Annotated in this window: 19 protein-coding genes, 1 tRNA gene, 3 rRNA genes and 1 pseudogene; 8 read left to right on the plus strand and 16 right to left on the minus strand. The window is 43.9% G+C overall.

Going from position 1 to position 22628, the window contains the following annotated elements; translation table 11 throughout:
• Nucleotides 1–46: 46 nt before the first annotated feature.
• The gene (locus C5Z25_RS04300) at nucleotides 47–361 is read right to left on the minus strand and encodes a PTS sugar transporter subunit IIB (protein ID WP_105449012.1); all 315 of its coding nucleotides are present in this window, start codon (nucleotides 359–361) and stop codon (nucleotides 47–49) included.
• 193 nt (nucleotides 362–554) lie between these two features.
• Here C5Z25_RS04300 and C5Z25_RS04305 point away from each other — a divergent pair, with 193 nt between their 5' ends.
• Nucleotides 555–1262 carry a GntR family transcriptional regulator gene (locus tag C5Z25_RS04305; RefSeq protein WP_105451499.1) on the plus strand — a complete coding sequence of 236 codons (708 nt, stop codon included), beginning with the start codon at nucleotides 555–557 and terminating at the stop codon, nucleotides 1260–1262.
• Nucleotides 1263–1355: 93 nt separating this feature from the next.
• Complete coding sequence (locus C5Z25_RS04310) at nucleotides 1356–2090, plus strand: glycosyltransferase family 2 protein (protein ID WP_105451500.1); 735 nt, start codon at nucleotides 1356–1358, stop codon at nucleotides 2088–2090.
• Nucleotides 2091–2165: 75 nt separating this feature from the next.
• Here C5Z25_RS04310 and C5Z25_RS04315 read toward each other — a convergent pair whose 3' ends face one another.
• Together C5Z25_RS04315 and C5Z25_RS04320 are read right to left on the minus strand one after the other, a co-directional pair.
• On the minus strand, nucleotides 2166–3509 hold the full coding sequence (locus C5Z25_RS04315) for a hypothetical protein (protein WP_158682896.1): 1344 nt from the start codon (nucleotides 3507–3509) through the stop codon (nucleotides 2166–2168).
• Between the two features lie 106 nt (nucleotides 3510–3615).
• A complete protein-coding gene (locus tag C5Z25_RS04320; protein WP_105451502.1) occupies nucleotides 3616–4221 on the minus strand; it encodes a WxL domain-containing protein in 606 nt (201 codons plus the stop codon).
• Nucleotides 4222–4527: 306 nt separating this feature from the next.
• On the opposite strand from C5Z25_RS04320, the gene C5Z25_RS04325 reads away from it, so the two are divergent.
• Nucleotides 4528–5202 carry a histidine phosphatase family protein gene (locus C5Z25_RS04325; protein ID WP_105451503.1) on the plus strand — a complete coding sequence of 225 codons (675 nt, stop codon included), beginning with the start codon at nucleotides 4528–4530 and terminating at the stop codon, nucleotides 5200–5202.
• Here the strand turns inward: C5Z25_RS04325 and C5Z25_RS04330 are convergent.
• A complete protein-coding gene (locus C5Z25_RS04330) occupies nucleotides 5180–5671 on the minus strand; it encodes a hypothetical protein (protein ID WP_105451504.1) in 492 nt (163 codons plus the stop codon). The two genes, C5Z25_RS04325 and C5Z25_RS04330, sit on opposite strands and share 23 nt — an antisense overlap.
• Nucleotides 5672–5900: 229 nt before the next feature.
• Entirely contained in the window at nucleotides 5901–6722 is an 822-nt protein-coding gene (locus C5Z25_RS04335; protein ID WP_105451505.1) for an HAD family hydrolase, read from the minus strand.
• Between the two features lie 165 nt (nucleotides 6723–6887).
• Here C5Z25_RS04335 and C5Z25_RS04340 point away from each other — a divergent pair, with 165 nt between their 5' ends.
• Nucleotides 6888–7832, plus strand: coding sequence for a DMT family transporter (locus tag C5Z25_RS04340; protein ID WP_105451506.1), 945 nt, complete (start codon nucleotides 6888–6890; stop codon nucleotides 7830–7832).
• A 104-nt stretch (nucleotides 7833–7936) separates the two neighbouring features.
• Here C5Z25_RS04340 and C5Z25_RS04345 read toward each other — a convergent pair whose 3' ends face one another.
• Together C5Z25_RS04345 and C5Z25_RS04350 are read right to left on the minus strand one after the other, a co-directional pair.
• Nucleotides 7937–8887 carry an NAD(P)-dependent oxidoreductase gene (locus C5Z25_RS04345; RefSeq protein ID WP_105451507.1) on the minus strand — a complete coding sequence of 317 codons (951 nt, stop codon included), beginning with the start codon at nucleotides 8885–8887 and terminating at the stop codon, nucleotides 7937–7939.
• Between the two features lie 76 nt (nucleotides 8888–8963).
• Nucleotides 8964–10616: a hypothetical protein gene (locus C5Z25_RS04350; protein ID WP_105451508.1), complete on the minus strand. Its 1653-nt coding sequence runs from the start codon at nucleotides 10614–10616 to the stop codon at nucleotides 8964–8966.
• Nucleotides 10617–10838: 222 nt separating this feature from the next.
• Between C5Z25_RS04350 and C5Z25_RS04355 the strand changes: the two genes are divergently transcribed.
• Nucleotides 10839–11291 carry a flavodoxin gene (locus tag C5Z25_RS04355; RefSeq protein ID WP_105451509.1) on the plus strand — a complete coding sequence of 151 codons (453 nt, stop codon included), beginning with the start codon at nucleotides 10839–10841 and terminating at the stop codon, nucleotides 11289–11291.
• Nucleotides 11292–11300: 9 nt separating this feature from the next.
• Here the strand turns inward: C5Z25_RS04355 and C5Z25_RS04360 are convergent, their stop codons facing one another.
• Together C5Z25_RS04360 and C5Z25_RS04365 are read right to left on the minus strand one after the other, a co-directional pair.
• Nucleotides 11301–11525, minus strand: a complete 225-nt coding sequence (locus C5Z25_RS04360) for a hypothetical protein (protein ID WP_105451510.1) — start codon at nucleotides 11523–11525, stop codon at nucleotides 11301–11303.
• A 12-nt stretch (nucleotides 11526–11537) separates the two neighbouring features.
• On the minus strand, nucleotides 11538–12278 hold the full coding sequence (locus tag C5Z25_RS04365) for a type I 3-dehydroquinate dehydratase (protein WP_105451511.1): 741 nt from the start codon (nucleotides 12276–12278) through the stop codon (nucleotides 11538–11540).
• A 236-nt stretch (nucleotides 12279–12514) separates the two neighbouring features.
• On the opposite strand from C5Z25_RS04365, the gene C5Z25_RS04370 reads away from it, so the two are divergent.
• Both C5Z25_RS04370 and C5Z25_RS04375 read left to right on the plus strand, forming a co-directional pair.
• Nucleotides 12515–13951 carry an amino acid permease gene (locus C5Z25_RS04370; protein ID WP_199774945.1) on the plus strand — a complete coding sequence of 479 codons (1437 nt, stop codon included), beginning with the start codon at nucleotides 12515–12517 and terminating at the stop codon, nucleotides 13949–13951.
• Between the two features lie 216 nt (nucleotides 13952–14167).
• The gene (locus C5Z25_RS04375; RefSeq protein ID WP_234002778.1) at nucleotides 14168–14620 is read left to right on the plus strand and encodes a MarR family winged helix-turn-helix transcriptional regulator; all 453 of its coding nucleotides are present in this window, start codon (nucleotides 14168–14170) and stop codon (nucleotides 14618–14620) included.
• Nucleotides 14621–14783: 163 nt separating this feature from the next.
• On the opposite strand, the gene C5Z25_RS04380 is transcribed toward C5Z25_RS04375, so the two are convergent.
• From C5Z25_RS04380 to C5Z25_RS04395, 4 genes are all read right to left on the minus strand, one after another.
• Nucleotides 14784–14856: transfer RNA gene (locus C5Z25_RS04380), tRNA-Thr, on the minus strand.
• A 90-nt stretch (nucleotides 14857–14946) separates the two neighbouring features.
• Nucleotides 14947–15063, minus strand: a 5S ribosomal RNA gene (rrf, locus tag C5Z25_RS04385).
• A gap of 74 nt (nucleotides 15064–15137) precedes the next feature.
• Nucleotides 15138–18058: ribosomal RNA gene (locus tag C5Z25_RS04390) — 23S ribosomal RNA — on the minus strand.
• 206 nt (nucleotides 18059–18264) lie between these two features.
• Nucleotides 18265–19838: ribosomal RNA gene (locus C5Z25_RS04395) — 16S ribosomal RNA — on the minus strand.
• Together the 16S, 23S and 5S rRNA genes with 1 tRNA gene alongside form the textbook arrangement of a ribosomal RNA operon.
• A gap of 562 nt (nucleotides 19839–20400) precedes the next feature.
• Between C5Z25_RS04395 and C5Z25_RS12635 the strand changes: the two are divergent.
• Nucleotides 20401–20868, plus strand: a pseudogene (locus C5Z25_RS12635) (IS30 family transposase); the annotation flags it as partial.
• Nucleotides 20869–20933: 65 nt separating this feature from the next.
• Here C5Z25_RS12635 and C5Z25_RS04405 read toward each other — a convergent pair.
• The 3 genes from C5Z25_RS04405 to C5Z25_RS04420 form a co-directional block, all read right to left on the minus strand.
• Nucleotides 20934–21452, minus strand: coding sequence for a 2'-5' RNA ligase family protein (locus C5Z25_RS04405; RefSeq protein WP_105451513.1), 519 nt, complete (start codon nucleotides 21450–21452; stop codon nucleotides 20934–20936).
• Nucleotides 21453–21673: 221 nt separating this feature from the next.
• Nucleotides 21674–22093 (minus strand): acyl-CoA synthetase family protein, encoded by a 420-nt coding sequence (locus C5Z25_RS12500; RefSeq protein WP_158682898.1) that lies wholly within the window; start codon nucleotides 22091–22093, stop codon nucleotides 21674–21676.
• Nucleotides 22038–22550 carry an ECF transporter S component gene (locus tag C5Z25_RS04420; protein WP_105451516.1) on the minus strand — a complete coding sequence of 171 codons (513 nt, stop codon included), beginning with the start codon at nucleotides 22548–22550 and terminating at the stop codon, nucleotides 22038–22040. The genes C5Z25_RS12500 and C5Z25_RS04420 overlap by 56 nt, the downstream gene beginning before the upstream one ends.
• Nucleotides 22551–22628: the final 78 nt, after the last annotated feature.

The following is a 22628-nucleotide window of genomic DNA, read 5'->3' on the forward strand; positions in this document are numbered from 1 at the left end:
CTGCCTACCGACGCACGTTGTTAGGCAGTATCTCAACTCGTTTAACCTATTTTTTAGCCATTGATGATTCGGCTTCGCGTAATACTTTTTCACCATTCATCATGCCGTAGTCTTGCATATTGATTACTTCAACCGGAATATCAACCCGTTTTTGAAAGTCGCTTAACATATAACGAACTTGTGGTCCAAGCATTAAAATATCTGGATTCTTTTCGCTTAACTTAGCATCCGCATCACTGGCAGCGGTTGCAAAAATTTCTGCGTCAATCCCATCAGCTTCAGCAGCCTTTTGCATCTTTGAAACTAATAGTGACGTTGACATTCCTGCAGCACACACCAACATAATTGTTTTTTCAGCCATAATAAACACGCTCCTAGTATAGTTTATAAATTAATTTTCTTCAGCGGTTGCTTTAGTAAACCGCTTTCATTACAATTAGAATTATAAGTCATGGGTACAAATTTAACAAGTCCTAATCATTAAAAACCGGGAATTTATTAAATTGGTACCTACAAATTATCACTTAATCTAAAAATTGAAAGAAGTGGTTCCAATGTATCGTGATATTGCGACTAAACTCGTCAATGCCATTCAAGACGGGCAATTTGAAGTCAAATTGCCGACTGAAGCGCAGTTAATGGCCCATTATCATGCCAGCCGTAATACCATCCGCAAGGCCATCGACCTCGTTTACCAACAAGGACTATTACGGCGGGTTCAAGGTAGCGGTTACTTCATTACTAATATTCAATTACAACACAAAACGGTGGTCAACCTATCGGCCCGCGCGATGCCTAGCAGTAATTTACACCCCCGTGAATTAGTTTCTAAAATTCTAACCTTTGACACGATTCATAGCGATCCGGAACTTGCCAAGCAAATGGGGATTCCAATTGATCAGGAACTTTATCGGGTTATTCGGCTCCGGTATTGGCATGACCACCTCTATTGTCTGGAAAAGGCTTATTATCTACGGTCAGTCGTGCCCTATCTCTCAACTGAAGCGATTAATCAGTCAATTTGGGACTTCATTTACGAGGCCTACGGGATTGGGATTGCTAATAGTGATGATTACTTATCGCTCACTAATCTAACCGAAGAAGAGGCCAAATTAATGCAATTAGGCCACGGTGATACTTATTTAGCCTTAGATTCTTGCAACTATTATAAAAATAATAGTTTATTGGATTTTTCGCATACTGTCTTCGCATATCCCGACTTAGCCTTGTATTTTCATACGACTAACTTATCAAATCCTTAAATTATCGACAATTTAAGGCAAATCGCTACATTTTCATCACAATTAACGGCTATAATAGAGAATAGTATACGAAATTATGATGGAGGAATTAGCGTGTCTGCACCCCTTTTTTCAGTGGTTGTACCAGCGTACAATCAACATAAATTTATCAATAGTTGCTTGACCAGTCTCCAGCATCAGACAATGATGGACTTTGAAGTCATTGTGGTGAATGATTGTTCAACCGATGATACGGCCCAACAGATTCAAGCATTGATCGAAACGGATGACCGCTTTAAGGTCGTTACCCATGCTCAGAACCGTGGGGTTTCTGCCGCGCGTAATTCTGGGATGGCCGTTGCTCAAGGTCAATACTTGTGTTTCGTCGATGGGGACGACTGGGTAGAACCAAACTTTTTAGCCACCTTTTTGGCCGCCTATCAAGCTGCGCCCCAAAGTCAGTTAGTCGTTTGTGGGCATTTCGGCTATTTAGCAGTGCCTAGTCCGGCCAAGACCTATGCTAAAAAAGAACTAGTTGCTAATATCAACTTTGGCACAGTGGGTGGTTTTTCATGGAATAAATGTTTCCTACGATCAATCATTACGACCCATCACTTAAAGTTCAACGAAGAGATCAATTTTCTCGAAGATCAGCTGTTTGCATTCCGTTATGCGGACTATGTGCAATCAGCCGAATATCTTCCAGCCAAAACTTATCATTATCGTTGGCGCTTCCGGAGTAATCTAGCCCATTTAGGTCTACCTTTCTTCGCGGCGCGACGTAAGATGATTAAGATTTTAAAGCAAGAAAGTAAGCAAGCTTTGAGTGAAGATTGGAATAACCAATAAATACTCAAACTAATCAAAAAAATGGCTTCAACCGCCCAATTAGGGGTAGTTGAAGCCATTTTTTTATCGTTTAGCTTAACCGGGCGCATCTTCTAAAGTCCACGTAATAGTCCCAGTATACTTACCAGGCAAGGCATCGCCCCGTACTTCCATCAAGACCCCCGTTTGAGCCGACCAAGTCGTCGCCGTGTCAAATAAGGTTGTCGTTGGCGTCGTCGTCCCTTGAGCGACCACTGTGCCAGTCGTTGTCAGCATCACGCGATCTTGACCCGCTGCTTGATACACGACCCACCCCGCTAAGTCGCGGCCTTGAGCCGTTTTAAAAGTGGTTGCGGCTGCGATTAAACGCCAATGTGCGCCAGCCGGTCGTTCATCACTAATTTGCAAGTGCCAATTATCAGCGCGACCGATAACTTGTGACCGTCCGGTTAAGGTCACAGCCGTAAATGTCGCCTGCTCAGGAACTTCTTTAAAACTCAAATCACCGCGCACATTCACCGTCAGCAGCACTGAATCCGAACGTAACTCATGTTCATCAACCGCATAGATTTCCAGGTCATTGGTCCCCGTTGTCAATTCAGTCGCCGCCAACTCATAGACAAAAGCACCAGGCTCTGCCGCTGAATCCAATTTGAATTGTGCTAAGGTTTGGTCACCCTTTTGAATATAAATCGTGATGTCTTCATTCTTAAAGCCACCTTGACGATCAAGTTGGCCACTAAGCTGCACCTTGCCACTTTTGGCAACGTCAAACTGGCTCTCATCTAAGCTCAAAAATAATGGTGGTACCGGTAAAATCTGATAGTTTGGTAGTTCAAACGTCGTTCTAGCAGTATCAATGGTCGTAAATGCACTCCCACCCTCAACTGAGGATAAGCGTTTGACCCAATTAGCCGCAGCCACCACTGTGATTTCAATCCACGGATTATCAGCATTGAGCGGGGTCATAATCGTTGTGCGCACCTTACTGCTACTTGCATGGGCCGCCGTCGTTTTACCAGTAGCGGTCGTCACGGTTGCCGACTTGAAGGTTATGTTTTTCGGCCGGTTAAAGGCAAAATGCAGTTGCTCATTACTGGGCGTTCCCGGTCGATATTGCAACCGAAATTGGTAAGTGACTTGATCACCACTCGCCACCTGGGTGTTTTTATCAACAGGGTCACCATGGGCATCTGTCACCGTGAGGCTATGATCCACTTGACTAACTGCTGGGGGCTTAGGTGCTGTGGGGATTACCGGCTCAATTACTGGTGCCACCGTCGCTGGAGGCTGTTGCTCGCTTGGCGGTTCAGTAACCGCACTGCTGGCATCAGCTGTCTCCGGTGTCACTGGCTGATTAGCGTCCACTTCAGCCGTCACCGGCACCGCTTGAACACGGGGACTCCCCATCCCTAAACTACCCCATAGTGCCGCTATCATTATCAATTGCCATCCCCGCATTATTTCAATCCTTTCTTATTTACCCGCTATGTACGTGGTGCGATCAGTTGGACCGCCCCACAACCTGCTGTTTCAATGATTCCAATTAAGCACCCGTTGGCGCATTGCCTAGCGTCCAAGTAATCTTTGCTTGGTAGGTCCCGGTGCGATTACCACTGGGCACACTTAACTTAACTTGTGAGTTAATATGTTCCAATTGATAAGTTCCTAACCCCGCTCCTTTGGCAGCAGTCATGATAGCTTGATCTTGATCACTTAAGACAATATTATTGGTCGTCACCGGCCGAACTGATGGATTATCATCCTCAGTTGGTGCAACTATCCCGCTCATTAAGGTTAACTGGGCACCAACTAACTGATTGGCACCATCTGACTGCCGATTACCAAGTCGTTTGAAATCTGAAATCTTAGCCGTGACTTGCCAACCACTCTCAACCCCGGGATTGCGAACAATTAAGTGGTCGTTAACCGCTGTAGCCGTATAGTCACGCCGACTAGCCGATAATTCTAAATCTTTAAACTGGTATGTTGGCGCCTGATCCAACGCAATACTGTTATCCGTGGCCGATTGTTTTAAATCAACATCTGCCGTTGTTTCAGCACTTTCCGCTGTTGCCGGTATTGTACTTAATAAACTACCTAAACTTAAAATTGTGCTCATCAACGCAAGCTGTTGTGTGACTTTTTTCATAATGTTACTCCTAACTGATGGATAGTTATTTACTGCGCGCAATTTATCCAAGTAATATCCTAGCAAGTTTCGGGTCAGCTGTCAAACCTTTTTCTTATGATAATCATACATGATGACTTATGATTATTTTAACTAGGCCAATCACTAATATCGGTATTATTGAATTTATGGTCAACTAAATTTGACGTTAGGTGTGACTGGTCAGTCGCTAAGCTTTTATTTTTTATGGCCTGGTTAAAAAGCTTGTTCTATCCTAGGCCACGCCGTACAATTAAAGTATGTTAATTCATCTGAGGAGGCCTTTAAATGGCAACAATTCATCTTTATCTGGTTCGACATGGTCAGACCAGCTTAAATGCCGCTAACCGTTTACAGGGCATTTATGACTCAAAGTTAACTGCTAACGGCGTGCGATCGGCCCAACAACTCGCGCGGATGTTGGCCAGTGTCCCTTTTGATGCAGCTTATACCAGTGACTTAGGTCGAGCCCAACAGACCACTCGGATTATCACTGCCTTACATCCTGAACTAAAAAAACCGACGATTGACGTCGGTTTACGAGAATTCAACTTTGGTGGCCTCGAAGGCACTAAAAACACTTGGGTGGTTCAACAGGTCCGCAAACAGTTAGGCATTGGGACCTTCTTAAAATTGATGCTAAGTAAAGAACGTTTTGCGACCCTTTTATGGGTTTTCAACTCCCTAGACCAAACGCGCACCGCTGAAACACTGGTTGGGGTTACTGATCGGATTAACCGAACCTTGCGGCGAATTAGTCTGTTTGAATCCCAAACAGCTACCCAAGATCGTAATATTCTGATTGTCTCACACGGCTTAGTTTTAAGCGCTTTCCTCTATCAACTTAGTCCCCACAAATTGCCAACCCGGTTATTAAAAAACACCAGTGTCACTCGGGTTGACTATACCAATCGTCAATTTGACTTGATCGATATTAACGTTACGCCGAGGACGCACTCTTAACTGTATCCAAAAGTTGAACCGTTGCCGAGCTAGTTCGAAATTGTAAGCGGGCTTGAATCCCAAAAAATGCTTTCAATTTTCGTTGTAGTTCTTGGCCGGTGGCATGGACCGTTTCACTGCTAGCCGTTGAATCACCGATAACAATTAAGACCTGACTACTCTTAGTTGTCAGATTAACTGCAACTGGCTGGTCATCTGCAACTTGTAATTGAACTGCTGAACCCGACGTTAACAATTGACCCGTTAATGCCGGTAACATTGCCATATCCCATGCCTGCATTGCCACGTGATGCCGCTGACCAATCAACTGCAATAAATCTGCTAACGCATTTTGCGGTTGCGCTGGCTGAATTTGGCGAGTCGCCAATTGTTTTTCGATTGCCGGATTCAATTCTCGATTATCTAACCCCGTCATTGATAGGATTGCTAGGGGCACCGCCGTCGTGGCCGGTAAAATTTCTATTTTCAACCAAATCACTTCCTAAAACCCATTTCCTCTTTAAGTGTGCCAAATTTGACGAAAAAGTCAATTATTCATCGCAGCTAATACCAAAATTTTAATAATCAAAGTTAATCTTTGGGGGTTAATCCAGTTAGTTACTAAGGTTAACCAAGTTAAGTTGACCATCAAAAAAAGAGTTCGAGATAATTATCTCAAACCCTACATAAGCTACATAACTTGCCCGGTAATTCAGGGATTATCGTGATTCTTTTTCAAAATACTGATCTAAAAAGAGCGCCAGACCATCATTATAATTTGTATCAGTTTCATAATTAGCCGCAGTCTTAACTTGTGGCAACGCATTCCCCATCGCAACTGAGAGGTCAGCCGCCGCCATCATCCCAACATCATTTAAGCCATCGCCAAAGACAAAAGTATGAGCCGCATCAACATTTTGTTCTTGTTGGATCTGTTTGACGGCGGTTCCTTTATCTGTATGCAATGGAATCATTTCAATATTATTCGGATTAGATGACGATAAGCGTAATAATTTACTACTGGTTAACTTTTCACGGGCTGAATCTAAGCGTGACATATCCTCACGACTTAAAATAACGCCATTCGTAATTTGATCCTCAATCGCAGCTAACTGTGAGAAACTCTTAACTTCAGCATAGCCAATTGACGTTTCATCCGCATCAAAGTTAGCTGCATTCCGTGCCACAAAGCGTGGAATCTGTTCCGTGTAATAAGCCATGGTGGGTGTAAATAACATCATTGGTAAATTATCACGCCGCGCAATTAAATACGCTAATTCAACTGCAGCCCCACCTAACTTAGTAATTTCACGTCCCTGGGCGCCATCAAAGACGGCCCCATTTGATGTGACTAAACGGACATCTGGATTCAACTTGTTGCGGACAATCTTGGCTAATTCATACATCCGGCCGGTGGCAATATAAAACATGACATCCTGTTTTTGTAATCGTTCGATGGTGGCCTTGGTATGATCAGAGATATACTGATGATCAGTTAACAAGGTGCCATCAATGTCCATAAAGACTAGATATTTTGGCATGCGCTACCCCTCCTACATTTTAACACTTACAATTGTACGCTATTCTCATCAATAATGGAAATCGCTTTCAAAAACGGGTCTGACTTTCAAAACAACGATTCTGCCACTACCCAGCAAACTAAGTTACAATAGATAGTAACGTTTATTAACCGGGAGGACACACGCATGCAAACCAATCATGAACTCAAAGGTCTCTTTTTAGCCAGTATCAGTGCCACCTTTTGGGGTGTTTCGGGCGCGATTGCCCAAACTTTATTTGACACGACCAATATTAACTCACTATGGTTAACCGGAATTCGGATGCTAGGGGCTGGCATCGGCCTGCTCCTCATTAGCTTGATAACTAAAGTCGACTTGTGGTCAATTTGGCGACATCCACAAGATTTACTACAAATTACCGCCTACACACTATTAGGCCTAATGCCCGTTCAATTCACTTATTTTCTCGCAGTCGAGGCAAGTAACGCCGCTACTGCCACGATTTTGCAATTTATGGGACCCGTATTTATTGCAATCTGGCTCGTCTTAGCCCATCATCAATTACCCACCCGGCCAGAAGGTCTCGCTATTGCCCTCGCTCTGATTGGGTCATTTTTACTGGTCACGCATGGCAATCCTGCGACATTGGTCATTTCAGTCGGCGCACTTGGTTGGGGCTTACTTTCCGGTGTCACTTCGGCAACCAATACCTTATTGCCGACTCGCTTATTGACCAAATACAGTCCAATGACCGTTAATACCTGGTCGATGTTACTAGGTGGTATCTTATTCAATCTAGTTCAACCTGTATGGCAGATTCAAATCCCATTAACCCTTGCCAATATCAGCAAGTTGGGCTTTGTCATTATTTTTGGGACGTTATTGGCCTTTCTCTTCTTTTTACAAAGCCTCAATTACATTCGGCCGACTGTCGTTAGTCTGTTGGACGCCTTCGAACCATTATCCGCCACAATTATTGCCGTCGTCTTGTTAGGGGTTAGCTTTCAATGGCTGGATATCTTGGGAAGTCTTTTAATTATCAGTACGGTCTTCGTCTTGGCACTTGGTCAACGCCACAATGACGCCGCAGCAGTAAACTTTCGCCAAGCTCGCCATGAGGATGACCTTTAAGCAGCCATTCATTGTGTGCAAACTCGGCTGATCTAAATTTTAATCAATCCGGTAAAAAGCGGGCACTTAATTTTCAAATTTGAAAATTAAGTGCCCGCTTTAGGCTAATAGCCACGCGATAAATCAACTTGGTTACGACACAATGTGCCTTGGTCGTTGAATTGGTCAAAATTAGCTTTGAAGATTGGAAAAACAACTGTCCTAAAATGCGCAATTTGTCCTGAAATATGGGGCGTAATCAAGACATCGGCGCGTTGCCATAATGGATGGGTCGCCGGTAATGGCTCTGGATCTGTCACGTCCAAGGCCGCCCAACTCAATTGATGCTGGTCTAGCGCAGTAATTAAATCCGCCGTAACCACTGATGGTCCTCGCCCAATGTTAATGAACATCGGGTGCTGGCCTAGTTGTTGGAACCACTGTGCATTAAAGAAGTGGGCCGTTGTCGGCGTTAATGGTAGGGCATTGACAATAAAGTTGGCGGTTGCTAAAGCCGCTGCCGTATCCGTCAATGCCACGGTCTGTGTGAAATGTGGTGCGGGATGTCCGGTTGTATTGACCCCAACAACTTGGAGTCCTAAGACTGCAGCTTTAACCGCTAAAGCCTGACCAATCTGACCGGTCCCATAAATCAATAGCTGTTGTCCCGTTAACGTACGCGTCGTTGTTGGCAAGGTCCACTGGCGCATTCCAATCTGATTTTGCCAAGCAGCATGATACCCGCGGACAACGGTGAGCATCGCTGCTAGCGCTGACTCACTGATTGCATCCGCATGAATCCCACTAGTATTGGCAACCAGTACCCCCGCCGCTTTTAGCTGTGCGAGTGGTAAATAGTCAACCCCCGCTGAAATCACCTGTAAGAATTTCAAATGGACCGGTGTTTGGGCCAATAGCTCTTTCAAAATCGGATGATTGCCATACATTACTTCTACTTGCGCATATTCAGCTGGCTTTAATGTCGTGACTGTTTTGAATTGCCAAGCCGGATACATCTGTTGTAACTGTTCCAGTTGTGCTGCTTTGGTCGCTTGTACCATTAATGCAATTGGCATCCTAAAATCCCCCATCTCTAAGTTTTAGAAAAGCACAACGTCAATAATGACGTTGCGCCGATTGAATTAGCTTTAATTAATAAGTGGTTGAGAAACTGTAACCATCTGTGGTGGTACTAGTTGTATCACTACTACTTGAATTATCACTGGATGCATTGCTGCTACTGCTGTCAGCACTGTAATAGCTGCTACTGTCTGCAGAACTTGTCGCCGTATCATTATCGTTCGTCGTGGTGCTATCCGTCGTCGTTGAATAAGCCGAATAACTCGAACTCGTATCTGATGAGCTTGACTCTTCTGAACTAGATTCCTCACTAGATGAACTCGATAACGATGGTTCACTATAACTTGATGATGAACTGCTTTCGTTGGCAATCGATGTTTGGCGTGAGCTTTCGGCTGCCGCAGCAGCGGCTTCTGACTTCGCTAACTTCTTGCGATCAGCCTTCAACCGTGCATAATCATTGCGTGCTAATTGGGATTTCGACTGGTAAGCTTTCAAGTGTTTCATAACTTTATCAACTCGACTCGTTGAAACCGAAGACTTCAACTTATCTTTCTTGGTATACAGGTCTTTAAAATCTCGATGGTAGCCTTGAACTGCCTTGACCGTTTTGCCTGTCACTGATAATTTTTCTTGATATTTAGTCGTAAAATCAGCTTTACTGGTCGCTAAATCAGTCGCCTTCAGTTGGTTGTTAGCTGTCGTAATTGTGGCTGTCGTAACACCGACTTTAATGAGCTTGTCTTCATTATACAACCCCTGATACGTCGTTCGTACTTTTAACATCTTAACTGCCGTATCATGTTGCTGCTGCAGACTAGTTTTTTCACTTGAAGCCTTTAAATCATCAATCGCCGTTTGGAGTTGTGCTAACTTCGTGGTTGATGCGCTGGCTCGTAAATCACTTTTATCGGCCGTATAAATCTTTTTGACTTGAGCTTCAGCATTGCTTCTAGCTTGCGACTGCGTGGTCTTAGCATTGGTCCACATATACATAGACCCCACGGCGGCCACAATTAAAATAACAACCCCTAACAACATCAAGCGTCGATTACGTCGCCGCCGTTGTGGTTTTTGATGAGGCTTATTATTATTAGCCTTAGCCTTCTTCTTCAAATGCGGATTTTCGTCATTAGTTGCCGCCGCACTGACAGGCGTTTCACCATGTCGGGCCATTCGTGACATCGTTTCAGAATCGTCAGTCGTCCGATCTGTTCGTGGTGCAGCGCTACCGGCATTTGGCTGTTGATCCCCATATAATTCTTCACGTGACAGTGGTAATTCAGGCTGTGCATCGTTATTCGTCCGGGCCTTTTCAATCGCTTGAACTGAAATAACCGGTTGTTCATGGTGCGTCGTTGCGCTGGTTGGCGTTGATTTCGGTTGTTGATTTGTGGCACTTGTCACCGTAGTAGCTGCTGAACTCGGCTTCGTATCATCAATCGCGGCAGCCGATGCTGCAACCGATTGGGGATGCCGATCCAAGTCAGGATCAATAACTGATTTTGAGACAGGCGCCGCTGCTGTTGATGTCTCAGCTTGTGCTTGATCGACATCAATAGTTGCTGCAGATTCTTCAGTGGCTGACTTCGCCGCCGCACTATCTTTTAAATCATAAGCCAACGGAATTTGTTCATTAGCCTGACTATCATCATCTGGTAGTGGCTCCGTAATTGAGTTCCATAGTCGTTTCCCAAGCCGACCTTTATTTTCTTTCTTTGCCATTTAATTACCCCTAGCTTACTTCATTTTTAGTTTATTATTAAAATTCTGATTAACACGCGTTGGTCGGAATCAGCCGACGTTTAATAGTTAAATTATAGCATGGAATTAGCTTGCGAGAAACCGCTCTCGCAACGGTTTTGAGAATAATCCAGCCGTGACTTAATTTTAGATTAAAATTCTGTTATAATCGCCTTATTAACATTTTGAAAGCGAGGCGTTCCGATGGCAACTGCTAAAGTTATTTTTGCAACGATTACCGGTAACAATGAAGATGTTGCCGATGTCATTATTGAAAAGTTTGAGCGCTTAGGCGTCACGGTCACAAAAGAAGAAATCTCACAGGCCGATGCTAGTGAATTTGAAACTGTTGATATCGCTGTGATTGTCCCTTACACCTATGATGAAGGTGCGCTCCCCGAAGAAGGGCTTGATTTTTATGATGACCTGCAAGCCTTAGATCTAACTGGAAAAATTTACGGGTGTGCTGGTTCTGGTGATACATTTTATGAAGATGACTACTGCCGGGCCGTCACTGATTTTAGTCACGCCTTTAAGTCAACTGGCGCAACTCAAGGTGCTGCTGACGTTTTCGTCAATCTAGCACCTGAGGGAGAAGATTTAACCCATTTAGATGCCTTTGTTGAACAACTCGTTCAAGCGCAACAAAAAAACTAGACCATTGGCCTAGTTTTTTTTATGCCGCTGTAATAACCGTTGTCGAAAATAGTTATAACCGACTTCAACTAAGAAGAACAACCCCGTAATTCCGACAATATTAATTAAATACTCGCCAAGCCGGTAGCCAAGCTTAGCCCCCCAGACATCATAGGGTCCTTGGATTAATAAGAAGTAAATCGCTAAAGTTTGAATAATATAGCTGGTATGTCGCCAGATCGACTGCCATTTCATCTTGTTCCCTCCCTAAACGGTCGCTAATGTTTGTAAAGTTTGCTTTAACTGACTGACCGATAATTGGCCATGCTCACCTACATGTCCCACGCGCCCGAAAGTAATCGCTGACCCCATCAATTGACCGCAGACGCCACTATAACGACCTAAGCTACCGCTAGCCGTTGCAATCAAGGGCACATCTAGGACTTGATGGGCTTGAGTCGTAGCTGCCATTAAGGTCACAACATCGAGGGCCTGCGTTGGTTGCACCGACATTCGAATCACATCAGCTCCTGCTACAGCCATGGTCTGATAACTAGTCACTAATTCAGCCGGCGATGGTAACGTGCCGGTAATGGATTGACTTAAAATCAACCGAATCTGATGTGTCCGCATTTGGGTCACTAATGGTCCAAATTGAGGTGCTTTCAAATAACGACTTTCAACGTCAATCGCCGCCACCGCTCGATTATTAACTAAAGTCTGATAAATCTGATAATAAGTAGTTGGCGCCAACAATGAGCCCCGGATCGTGGCGATTACCGGAATCGTACCCAATAGCTGCTGCAACTGCACGGCCGTATTAATCAGTTCGGCCCGATTATCTAATTCCTGATAAGTATCCAAACGCCATTCAACGATTTGCGCCACTGAAGTTAAGACCTGCGCTGCTTGACCCAATAACGCTTGCCGATTTGAACCCGTCAGTGTCACACCAATCTTGGGCATGCCCGATGCTAATACGACACTACCAATCACTACATTCTTCAATCTCTTTACCCCACCTTCGCCATTGCTAATTCAAATGGCTCTATCACTAATTATTATACACTTTCCATTTAGGTCTAACGATTCCTCTTAATAATAGCAAATTTTCGCTAAGCTAACAGCTAATCTTCATTTTTAAAACCAAATTATCAAGTACTTTTAATATTATAAAAATAAAGTTGTCAACGCTTCCATTTCCATCATATAATTAGTCGTATTCAGACTAAAAAAGGAGCCCAATTATGAAAACAGAGAAACAACTGCGCTGGTCCAATATTGCACTAATTGCATTCGTGGCCGTATGGGGCTTAGGTAACGTGGTTAATAACTTTGCGTTACAAGGCTTATCGGTCGTCACATCTTGGATTTTAATTATGATTATTTATTTCGTCCCCTATACCTTAATTGTTGGTCAATTAGGATCAACTTTTAAAGAAGCCGAAGGTGGGGTCTCCTCTTGGATTCGAGCCACTAGCACGAAGCGCCTCGCTTACTACGCAGCTTGGACCTATTGGATTGTTCACATTCCTTATTTAGCTCAAAAGCCACAGGGGATTCTGATTGCCTTTAGTTGGTTATTTAGAGGTAACGGTAATTTCGTTAACAACACCCCTGCGATTGTTGTCCAAAGTATTTGTTTAGTGCTATTCTTATTCTTCCTTTGGATTGCGTCCCTCGGATTAACTACCCTTAAACGAATTGGGAGTGTCGCTGGGACTGGAATGTTCATCATGTCAATCTTGTTCATCATTCTGGCGGTTTCAGCACCATTGATGACTAAATCAACGGTCCAAACACCGGATATGCTATCTTTCAAGTCCTATCTCCCTAAATTTGATTTCGCTTACTTTACCACTGTTTCAATGTTAGTCTTTGCAGTTGGTGGTTCTGAAAAAATTTCACCATATGTTAATAAAACCAAAAATCCTGGCCGCGAATTTCCACTTGGAATGTTGGTCTTAGCTGGAATGGTTGCCATCTGTGCGCTATTAGGGTCATTTGCAATGGGGATTCTTTTCAACGCTAAAGACATTCCTTCAGACTTAATGGCCAATGGTGCTTACTACGCTTTCCAACGGCTTGGTTCCTTCTACCATGTTGGCAATCTCTTTATGATTCTGTATGCCATTGCCAATGTATTGGCTCAAGTTTCAGCTTTGGCCTTCTCAATTGATGCACCTTTAAAGATTTTATTAGGTGATGCTGATCCTGAATTCATTCCAAAAAAATTAAGCAAGATGAACAAGAAGGATGTTCCGGTAAATGGCTACATCATGACTGGAATTTTAGTTAGTATTTTAATTATCATTCCAGCATTAGGAATTGGTAATATGAATGAATTATATAATTGGTTACTAAACCTAAATTCTGTCGTTATGCCAATGCGTTACTTATGGGTCTTCTTAGCTTATATCTTATTAAATCAACATTTAAAAGAGTTTAAGAGTGATTACATGTTCTTAAAGAATCCGATGGTTGGTAAGTTAGTTGGGGCTTGGTGCTTCCTATTCACTGCCTTTGCCTGTATCTTAGGGATGGTACCTAAGACCACCTCACTAGCTGACAATCCTAGTAGCTGGTGGTTCCAATTATCCTTAAACATCGCAACTCCGATTATCTTCGTCGCCTTAGGCATGATCCTCCCGATGATTGCCCGGCGTCATCGAACCGCCTAACAGTGAGAACCAAAAGGCTGAGCCAGTTAATGGCTCAGCCTTTTTAGTCGCTTCAGTCCTCCTAATAGCCGTCAAAGACGATTAAAAGTTCAATTTTTATACTTTAATTTGATTTAGGTTTATTATCTTTATGTAGATATAGATTGACTAATGCTATAATTAATTTTATGCAATTAATTGTTTGACCAAGGATCTCGACCATAAGGAGGATACAGAATGAATGGATCGCCTAAGATGTTAGATGATTTTCTAAAATATTATGCCACCGTCTTAAATTACATGGATGACTACATCGCTGAACCAATCAATCGTTATCATCTCACGTTTGACGCTTTTTTAATTATGCATGAAATAGGGCGTAGCACAACGCCCCTATTACTAATGGACATTGCTGAAAGCCACCACGTCTCCCGTAGTGCCATTTCACGTCAAATTAGTATTCTATTGAAATATGATTATGTTTATCAGGTTGCAAAACCAACTGACCGCCGTAAAAAGATTCTGTTACTAACTGATCAAGGACAAAACATCGATCAGCAGCTGATTGATGACCTCCAAGGTATCTTTGATGTCTGGGTCAATCGGTTAGGCGCTGAGCGCGTGGTTTCAATGCTGGCCCTCCTACATGACTTCAATCAAGAGGTTATTCAGCCACAGCCTAAGCGTTAAGATACTACCTTAACCAACCGCTCCATTTGCGGATAAAAAATAAGCGAGTCCCAATCGTGAATACTGCGAGCAATCCCTACCTTACTTTGCTGGTTAGGATACTTCACAAGTCACGATTAAGACCCGCTTATTTTATTGTCTCAGTGGCCGTAACGCCATTAACAGCCGTTTAGCAGATTCGAACTGCCGACCTCTTCCTTACCATGGAAGTGCTCTACCTGCTGAGCTAAAACGGCAAAATTCTTCTTGAATAGTATACCAAAGCTTAGATTCAATTGTAATCCTAAGCATAAAAAAAGGAACCGAATTAATCGATTCCTTCGTTTGCATGGCAACGTCCTACCCTCGCAGGGAGCGATCCCCCAACTACTCTCGGCGCTAAGAAGCTTAACTTCTGTGTTCGACATGGGAACAGGTGTATCCTTCTTGCCATCGTCGCCACACTATTGAGAAACTTGTGCTCTCAAAACTAGCTAATATCAAATTGTATTTTTCATCTTACCGGAACACCAATTACTTGGTTAAGTCCTCGACCGATTAGTATTAGTCCGCTTCACACGTCACCGTGCTGCCACTTCTAACCTATCTACCTGATCATCTTTCAGGGGTCTTACTTCCATAAAGGAATGGGAAATCTCATCTCGAGGTGTGTTTCACACTTAGATGCTTTCAGCGTTTATCACATCCATACGTAGCTACCCAGCGATGCGCCTGGCGGCACAACTGGTACACCAGAGGTATGTCCATCCCGGTCCTCTCGTACTAAGGACAGATCCTCTCAAATTTCCTACGCCCGCGACGGATAGGGACCGAACTGTCTCACGACGTTCTGAACCCAGCTCGCGTACCGCTTTAATGGGCGAACAGCCCAACCCTTGGGACCGACTACAGCCCCAGGATGCGATGAGCCGACATCGAGGTGCCAAACCTCCCCGTCGATGTGGACTCTTGGGGGAGATAAGCCTGTTATCCCCAGGGTAGCTTTTATCCGTTGAGCGATGGCCCTTCCATACGGTACCACCGGATCACTAAGCCCGACTTTCGTCCCTGCTCGACCTGTCTGTCTCGCAGTCAAGCTCCCTTGTGCCTTTACACTCTGCGAATGATTTCCAACCATTCTGAGGGAACCTTTGGGCGCCTCCGTTACTCTTTAGGAGGCGACCGCCCCAGTCAAACTGCCCACCTGACACTGTCTCCCACCACGCTAAGTGGTGTGGGTTAGAGTGGTCATACAGCGAGGGTAGTATCCCACCAACGCCTCCACCGAAACTAGCGTTCCGGTTTCTATGGCTCCTACCTATCCTGTACAAGCTGTACAAACACTCAATATCAAGCTACAGTAAAGCTCCATGGGGTCTTTCCGTCCTGTCGCGGGTAGTCCGCATCTTCACGGACAATATAATTTCACCGAGTCTCTCGTTGAGACAGTGCCCAGATCGTTACGCCTTTCGTGCGGGTCGGAACTTACCCGACAAGGAATTTCGCTACCTTAGGACCGTTATAGTTACGGCCGCCGTTTACTGGGGCTTCAATTCTGAGCTTCGCCGAAGCTAACCCATCCTTTTAACCTTCCAGCACCGGGCAGGCGTCAGCCCCTATACGTCATCTTACGATTTTGCAGAGACCTGTGTTTTTGATAAACAGTCGCCTGGGCCTATTCACTGCGGCTGATCTTGCGATCAGCACCCCTTCTCCCGAAGTTACGGGGTCATTTTGCCGAGTTCCTTAACGAGAGTTCACTCGCTCACCTTAGGATTCTCTCCTCGACTACCTGTGTTGGTTTGCGGTACGGGTAGTTAAATACTCACTAGAAGCTTTTCTCGGCAGTGTGACATCAGACGCTTCGCTACTAAATTTCGCTCCCCATAACAACTTGTCCTTAAATTGATAAGCATTTGACTCATCAAAAGACTTGTTGCTTGGACATCCTAATCCAACAGGATGCACATCTTAGCCTACTGCGTCCCTCCATCGTTCAAACGCATTTAACTAGTACAGAAATATCAATCTGTTATCCATCGTCTACGCCTCTCGGCCTCGACTTAGGTCCCGACTAACCCTGGGAGGACGAGCCTTCCCCAGGAAACCTTAGTCATTCGGTGGATGGGATTCTCACCCATCTTTCGCTACTCATACCGGCATTCTCACTTCTAAGCGCTCCACAAGTCCTCACGATCTTGCTTCACCGCCCTTAGAACGCTCTCCTATCACGTGACCTAATGGTCACATCCACAGTTTCGGTAGTATACTTAGCCCCGGTACATTTTCGGCGCAGAATCACTCGACTAGTGAGCTATTACGCACTCTTTAAATGGTGGCTGCTTCTGAGCCAACATCCTAGTTGTCTGTGCAACTCCACATCCTTTTCCACTTAGTATACATTTAGGGACCTTAACTGGTGATCTGGGCTGTTCCCCTTTCGACGGTGGATCTTATCACTCATCGTCTGACTCCCGGATATGAATCAATGGCATTCGGAGTTTATCTGAATTCAGTAACCCAAGACGGGCCCCTAGTCCAAATAGTGCTCTACCTCCATGATCCTTCATCCGAGGCTAGCCCTAAAGCTATTTCGGAGAGAACCAGCTATCTCCAAGTTCGATTGGAATTTCACCGCTATCCACACCTCATCCCAGCAATTTTCAACTTACACGGGTTCGGTCCTCCAGTGCGTTTTACCGCACCTTCAACCTGGACATGGATAGGTCACCTGGTTTCGGGTCTACAACCTCGTACTAAAAACGCCCATTTCAGACTCGCTTTCGCTACGGCTCCGACTTTTAAGTCTTAACCTTGCACGGGATCGTAACTCGCCGGTTCATTCTACAAAAGGCACGCCATCACGCATTAACGCGCTCTGACTTATTGTAGGCACATGGTTTCAGGAACTATTTCACTCCCCTTCCGGGGTGCTTTTCACCTTTCCCTCACGGTACTGGTTCACTATCGGTCACTAGGGAGTATTTAGCCTTGGGAGATGGTCCTCCCGGATTCCGACGGAATTTCACGTGTTCCGCCGTACTCAGGATCCTGAACTGAGAACGTTTAATTTAATCTACTGGGCTATCACCATCTATGGCGGATTTTCCCAAATCCTTCGACTATCAAACGTTTTGGTAACTCAAATGTTCAGTCCTACAACCCCAAAGAGCAAGCTCTCTGGTTTGGGCTGTTCCCCGTTCGCTCGCCGCTACTTAGGGAATCGAAATTTCTTTATATTCCTGCTGCTAATGAGATGTTTCAGTTCACAGCGTTTACCTCCGACTAGACTATGTATTCATCTAGCGGTAACAGTTGATTAAAACTGCTGGGTTGCCCCATTCGGAAATCTCCGGATCATAGCTTACGTACAGCTCCCCGAAGCATATCGGTGTTAGTCCCGTCCTTCATCGGCTCCTAGTGCCAAGGCATTCACCATGCGCCCTTGTTAACTTAACCTCATTTTCCTAACGGAAAATGCGATTAATGAGTTTAGCGATTTAAAACTTCTTTAAAAAACTCAAAAAACGCGGTGTTCTCGGTTTAATTATGAAAAATTATATTTGATATTATCTAGTTTTCAAAGAACAAGTTTGAGAGTTAGACCTCTCAAAACTAAACAAAGTTTCAACAATCATGTGTAAGGTTTCCGTAATATTCCTTAGAAAGGAGGTGATCCAGCCGCAGGTTCTCCTACGGCTACCTTGTTACGACTTCACCCTAATCATCTGTCCCACCTTAGGCGGTTGGCTCCCGAAGGTTACCCCACCGACTTTGGGTGTTACAAACTCTCATGGTGTGACGGGCGGTGTGTACAAGGCCCGGGAACGTATTCACCGCGGCATGCTGATCCGCGATTACTAGCGATTCCGACTTCATGTAGGCGAGTTGCAGCCTACAATCCGAACTGAGAATGGCTTTAAGAGATTAGCTTGCTCTCGCGAGTTCGCAACTCGTTGTACCATCCATTGTAGCACGTGTGTAGCCCAGGTCATAAGGGGCATGATGATTTGACGTCATCCCCACCTTCCTCCGGTTTGTCACCGGCAGTCTCACCAGAGTGCCCAACTTAATGCTGGCAACTGATAATAAGGGTTGCGCTCGTTGCGGGACTTAACCCAACATCTCACGACACGAGCTGACGACAACCATGCACCACCTGTATCCATGTCCCCGAAGGGAACGTCTAATCTCTTAGATTTGCATAGTATGTCAAGACCTGGTAAGGTTCTTCGCGTAGCTTCGAATTAAACCACATGCTCCACCGCTTGTGCGGGCCCCCGTCAATTCCTTTGAGTTTCAGTCTTGCGACCGTACTCCCCAGGCGGAATGCTTAATGCGTTAGCTGCAGCACTGAAAGGCGGAAACCCTCCAACACTTAGCATTCATCGTTTACGGTATGGACTACCAGGGTATCTAATCCTGTTTGCTACCCATACTTTCGAGCCTCAGCGTCAGTTACAGACCAGACAGCCGCCTTCGCCACTGGTGTTCTTCCATATATCTACGCATTTCACCGCTACACATGGAGTTCCACTGTCCTCTTCTGCACTCAAGTTTCCCAGTTTCCGATGCACTTCTTCGGTTGAGCCGAAGGCTTTCACATCAGACTTAAAAAACCGCCTGCGCTCGCTTTACGCCCAATAAATCCGGATAACGCTTGCCACCTACGTATTACCGCGGCTGCTGGCACGTAGTTAGCCGTGGCTTTCTGGTTAAATACCGTCAATACCTGAACAGTTACTCTCAGATATGTTCTTCTTTAACAACAGAGTTTTACGAGCCGAAACCCTTCTTCACTCACGCGGCGTTGCTCCATCAGACTTTCGTCCATTGTGGAAGATTCCCTACTGCTGCCTCCCGTAGGAGTTTGGGCCGTGTCTCAGTCCCAATGTGGCCGATTACCCTCTCAGGTCGGCTACGTATCATTGCCATGGTGAGCCGTTACCCCACCATCTAGCTAATACGCCGCGGGACCATCCAAAAGTGATAGCCGAAGCCATCTTTCAAACTCAGACCATGCGGTCCGAGTTGTTATGCGGTATTAGCATCTGTTTCCAGGTGTTATCCCCCACTTCTGGGCAGGTTTCCCACGTGTTACTCACCAGTTCGCCACTCACTCAAATGTTATATCACTCAGGTGCAAGCACCGTCATTCAACAACCAGAGTTCGTTCGACTTGCATGTATTAGGCACGCCGCCAGCGTTCATCCTGAGCCAGGATCAAACTCTCAAATTAATGATGAGTTCTAAAAAAGCTCATTTAGTACTTGATTTAAAAATTGTTTGTTTACGAATTGACTTCGCAAATGTTTGCTACCAATTCAAGAATTGATAGACCCTACACATTTGATTTGTCGAAACTTTGTTCAGTTTTCAAAGGTCTAATTTGTTGGTTGATTACCTCAACGCAACTTAATTATCTTAACATCTTGATTTCTTTTTGTCAACTTCTTTTTTTAAAAGAATTAACAATCTCAAGCTGTCAGTTGCCGTTGCGACAACAGGAATAATCATATCAATTACTGAAGCAGTTGTCAACAACTAATTTCAATATTGTTTTTCGTATTCCTTGCCACCGTAGCAGCAACGTGTACTAATATACCAACCACAGCTGAAACTGTCAACAACTTTTTGCTTCTTTTTTCAAAAAAGTGAAAACGGCATTCAAATTAGTCGTCTATTTTCACGATACTGGTTAGTGTAATCAGCGTTTACACGCCGATCTCGTTTATCAATTAAACACTAAACCTTCTATATAATGGTATAAAAAAAGAGTCCGGGACATAACTCGGACTCTTTTAGAAGGCGACACTGTTCAAGGCAAAAACCACCAGGGCGCAGTAACCACGCTAGTTGAACGTCAAACCAAGGTTGCAATTATTCTAAATTCACATGCCAAGTCGTCAAAAGATATTAATCGTAGTTTAGCAACATGGCTGTCAAAGTTACCACGCCATTTATTCAAGTCGATGACATTTGAGAATGGCTATAGTTCGCCGATTGGCGAACTATAGCCATTCAATTTGATTTAAATATTTACTTTGCAGCCGTCGGCGCACCCAATCAGCGCGGTTTAAACGAAAACACCAATAGTCTGCTCCGAAAAGATGGCTTGCACCATGATCTCACCATGGATCAGCTATCAGATGAATTTATACAGGCAGTATCCAGTCGACGAAATCACATTCCACGAAAAAGTCTTAACTCCCCCCCCACTGGAGGAGTTCCTAAATCAAATCACAGATGAACAACTAGCAAATTTCTAACTTAATTTGACAATTTGGGATATTTAAGGCATACGAAACTCTGATTTACTAGGATTGTAAGACTGTCATTTACTAAGCAATTTCTTTGTAAAAATCTCAATAGAATCTCCATTAGATAGTATTTTTTCAACCGAGATGCTCTTAACATCTGCAGAAACATTACCTATCTGCTTATTCAATTCATTCGCCAATTCTACTGCTTTTTCTGGAGTTAATCCCTGTGCAATTGTGATATGTGGTACATATTTTTTATATCTAAGTTCGTGAGCCGAAAATATAGAACAATCATATAGACTTCGATGTAGGCTGCTAACTTTATTCTTACTTTTTCCGATTTCTAACCAAACATATCCATTTTCATAATCACCAGACACTTTAGAAATATCTATTGAAAAAGCTGGCACATCATGGCTCACTTCACAAAGGGAGTCAAATATTAACCCATTCTCCGATTCACTCTCAAACGGGAAAATTAAAGAAATGTGTGGTCTGACATGTGCATATAACGAATCATACTTTTTCCTAATTTTTTGTACTTGATTAATATTATCAAAATCAGGAAATATTAGGACTGAACGTTCCAATTATCTCACCTCTGTATAATTGTCAATTAATTTCGAGAAATTTAACCAGATTGGAGAATCCACTTTTGAAGCATATTTTTCAGAGACACTAATAATATACTTTTTTGAGAAAAATGAGTGAATATTGAAAAAGTGACTGTGAATTGTTTTGTCAAAGATCATACTTTTCCTTGGAACATATTCAAACATGTCTAAATCCTTGAACAATCCAGTACCCAGCATTACGAAGGTATCATATAGGCTGGTATTAAATCGCTTAATTTTGAACGCAACGTTTCGTAATTTATTTCGTCATACGTATAGTAGGCAGCCAGGTTATCACTACCAGTCTGATCCTTTATACCGATTACAACAACATCACCAACTCCAGTCATTACTTTTCTTAGATTAGCCTCAACCTCACCAGTCTCAATTCTGTATCCACGAATTTTAACTTGATTGTCATTTCTACCAACATACATGATTTCGCCGTTCTGAGATTGATAAACCATATCTCCGGTATGATAGAAAGCTGTTTGAGTATACAATGGTGAACAGATGAATTTTAATTCACTTTTGTCTTTATCGCCACCTGTCACGATGACTTTAATTAAATTGCGTTTTAACTCGGTCCTTAAGCCGTAACACAATCGGATAAGCAATTACACCACCCACCACTGCTTGAATCGCGTTGGTCGGTACGCCGGCCAAGCCGGTTGGCATCGCATATAGAATCGTATCGGAAATAAAATACCCAATTACCATAACGACACCACCAATTGTAATCGCCATGAACTGACGCCCTTTAGATTGATCAGCCCCAAACTGACCAACTAAAAACCCTTCTAAACCATGCACGATGAGCGAAAACAACATGTACTGTGAATAGCCAGACAACAAATCTAATAGAAATCCACTAGCCCCACCAACAATTGCACCGCCTCGACGGCCAAACAATAATGCCGCAATGAAAATCCCAGCATCACATAAGTTGATATTACCATGTGTCATTGGCACTGGAATAATAAACCACATTGAAATGACAACCGTTACCGCAATCAGCAACCCCAATACTGCGACCAAGCGTGTCGAAAACTTAGTTTGCTTCTTCTCTGACATCTCTAAACCATCCCCTCTAGTAGCTGTACTTAACCTAACAATGTGCATTTTCTAATCTAGTTCTCATTTTACTACAAT

Origin of the sequence: Lactobacillus sp. CBA3605, assembly GCF_002970915.1 — a bacterium.
GTDB lineage: Bacteria > Bacillota > Bacilli > Lactobacillales > Lactobacillaceae > Lactiplantibacillus.

Bases quoted from the DNA above. Each gene is read 5' to 3' on its own strand.
- C5Z25_RS04300 (WP_105449012.1), bottom strand. From the start codon at position 361: ATGGCTGAAAAAACAATTATGTTGGTGTGTGCTGCAGGAATGTCAACG.
- C5Z25_RS04305 (WP_105451499.1), top strand. From the start codon at position 555: ATGTATCGTGATATTGCGACTAAACTCGTCAATGCCATTCAAGACGGG.
- C5Z25_RS04315 (WP_158682896.1), bottom strand. From the start codon at position 3,509: ATGATAGCGGCACTATGGGGTAGTTTAGGGATGGGGAGTCCCCGTGTT.
- C5Z25_RS04320 (WP_105451502.1), bottom strand. From the start codon at position 4,221: ATGAAAAAAGTCACACAACAGCTTGCGTTGATGAGCACAATTTTAAGT.
- C5Z25_RS04325 (WP_105451503.1), top strand. From the start codon at position 4,528: ATGGCAACAATTCATCTTTATCTGGTTCGACATGGTCAGACCAGCTTA.
- C5Z25_RS04335 (WP_105451505.1), bottom strand. From the start codon at position 6,722: ATGCCAAAATATCTAGTCTTTATGGACATTGATGGCACCTTGTTAACT.
- C5Z25_RS04340 (WP_105451506.1), top strand. From the start codon at position 6,888: ATGCAAACCAATCATGAACTCAAAGGTCTCTTTTTAGCCAGTATCAGT.
- C5Z25_RS04345 (WP_105451507.1), bottom strand. From the start codon at position 8,887: ATGCCAATTGCATTAATGGTACAAGCGACCAAAGCAGCACAACTGGAA.
- C5Z25_RS04350 (WP_105451508.1), bottom strand. From the start codon at position 10,616: ATGGCAAAGAAAGAAAATAAAGGTCGGCTTGGGAAACGACTATGGAAC.
- C5Z25_RS04355 (WP_105451509.1), top strand. From the start codon at position 10,839: ATGGCAACTGCTAAAGTTATTTTTGCAACGATTACCGGTAACAATGAA.
- C5Z25_RS04360 (WP_105451510.1), bottom strand. From the start codon at position 11,525: ATGAAATGGCAGTCGATCTGGCGACATACCAGCTATATTATTCAAACT.
- C5Z25_RS04375 (WP_234002778.1), top strand. From the start codon at position 14,168: ATGAATGGATCGCCTAAGATGTTAGATGATTTTCTAAAATATTATGCC.
- C5Z25_RS04420 (WP_105451516.1), bottom strand. From the start codon at position 22,550: ATGTCAGAGAAGAAGCAAACTAAGTTTTCGACACGCTTGGTCGCAGTA.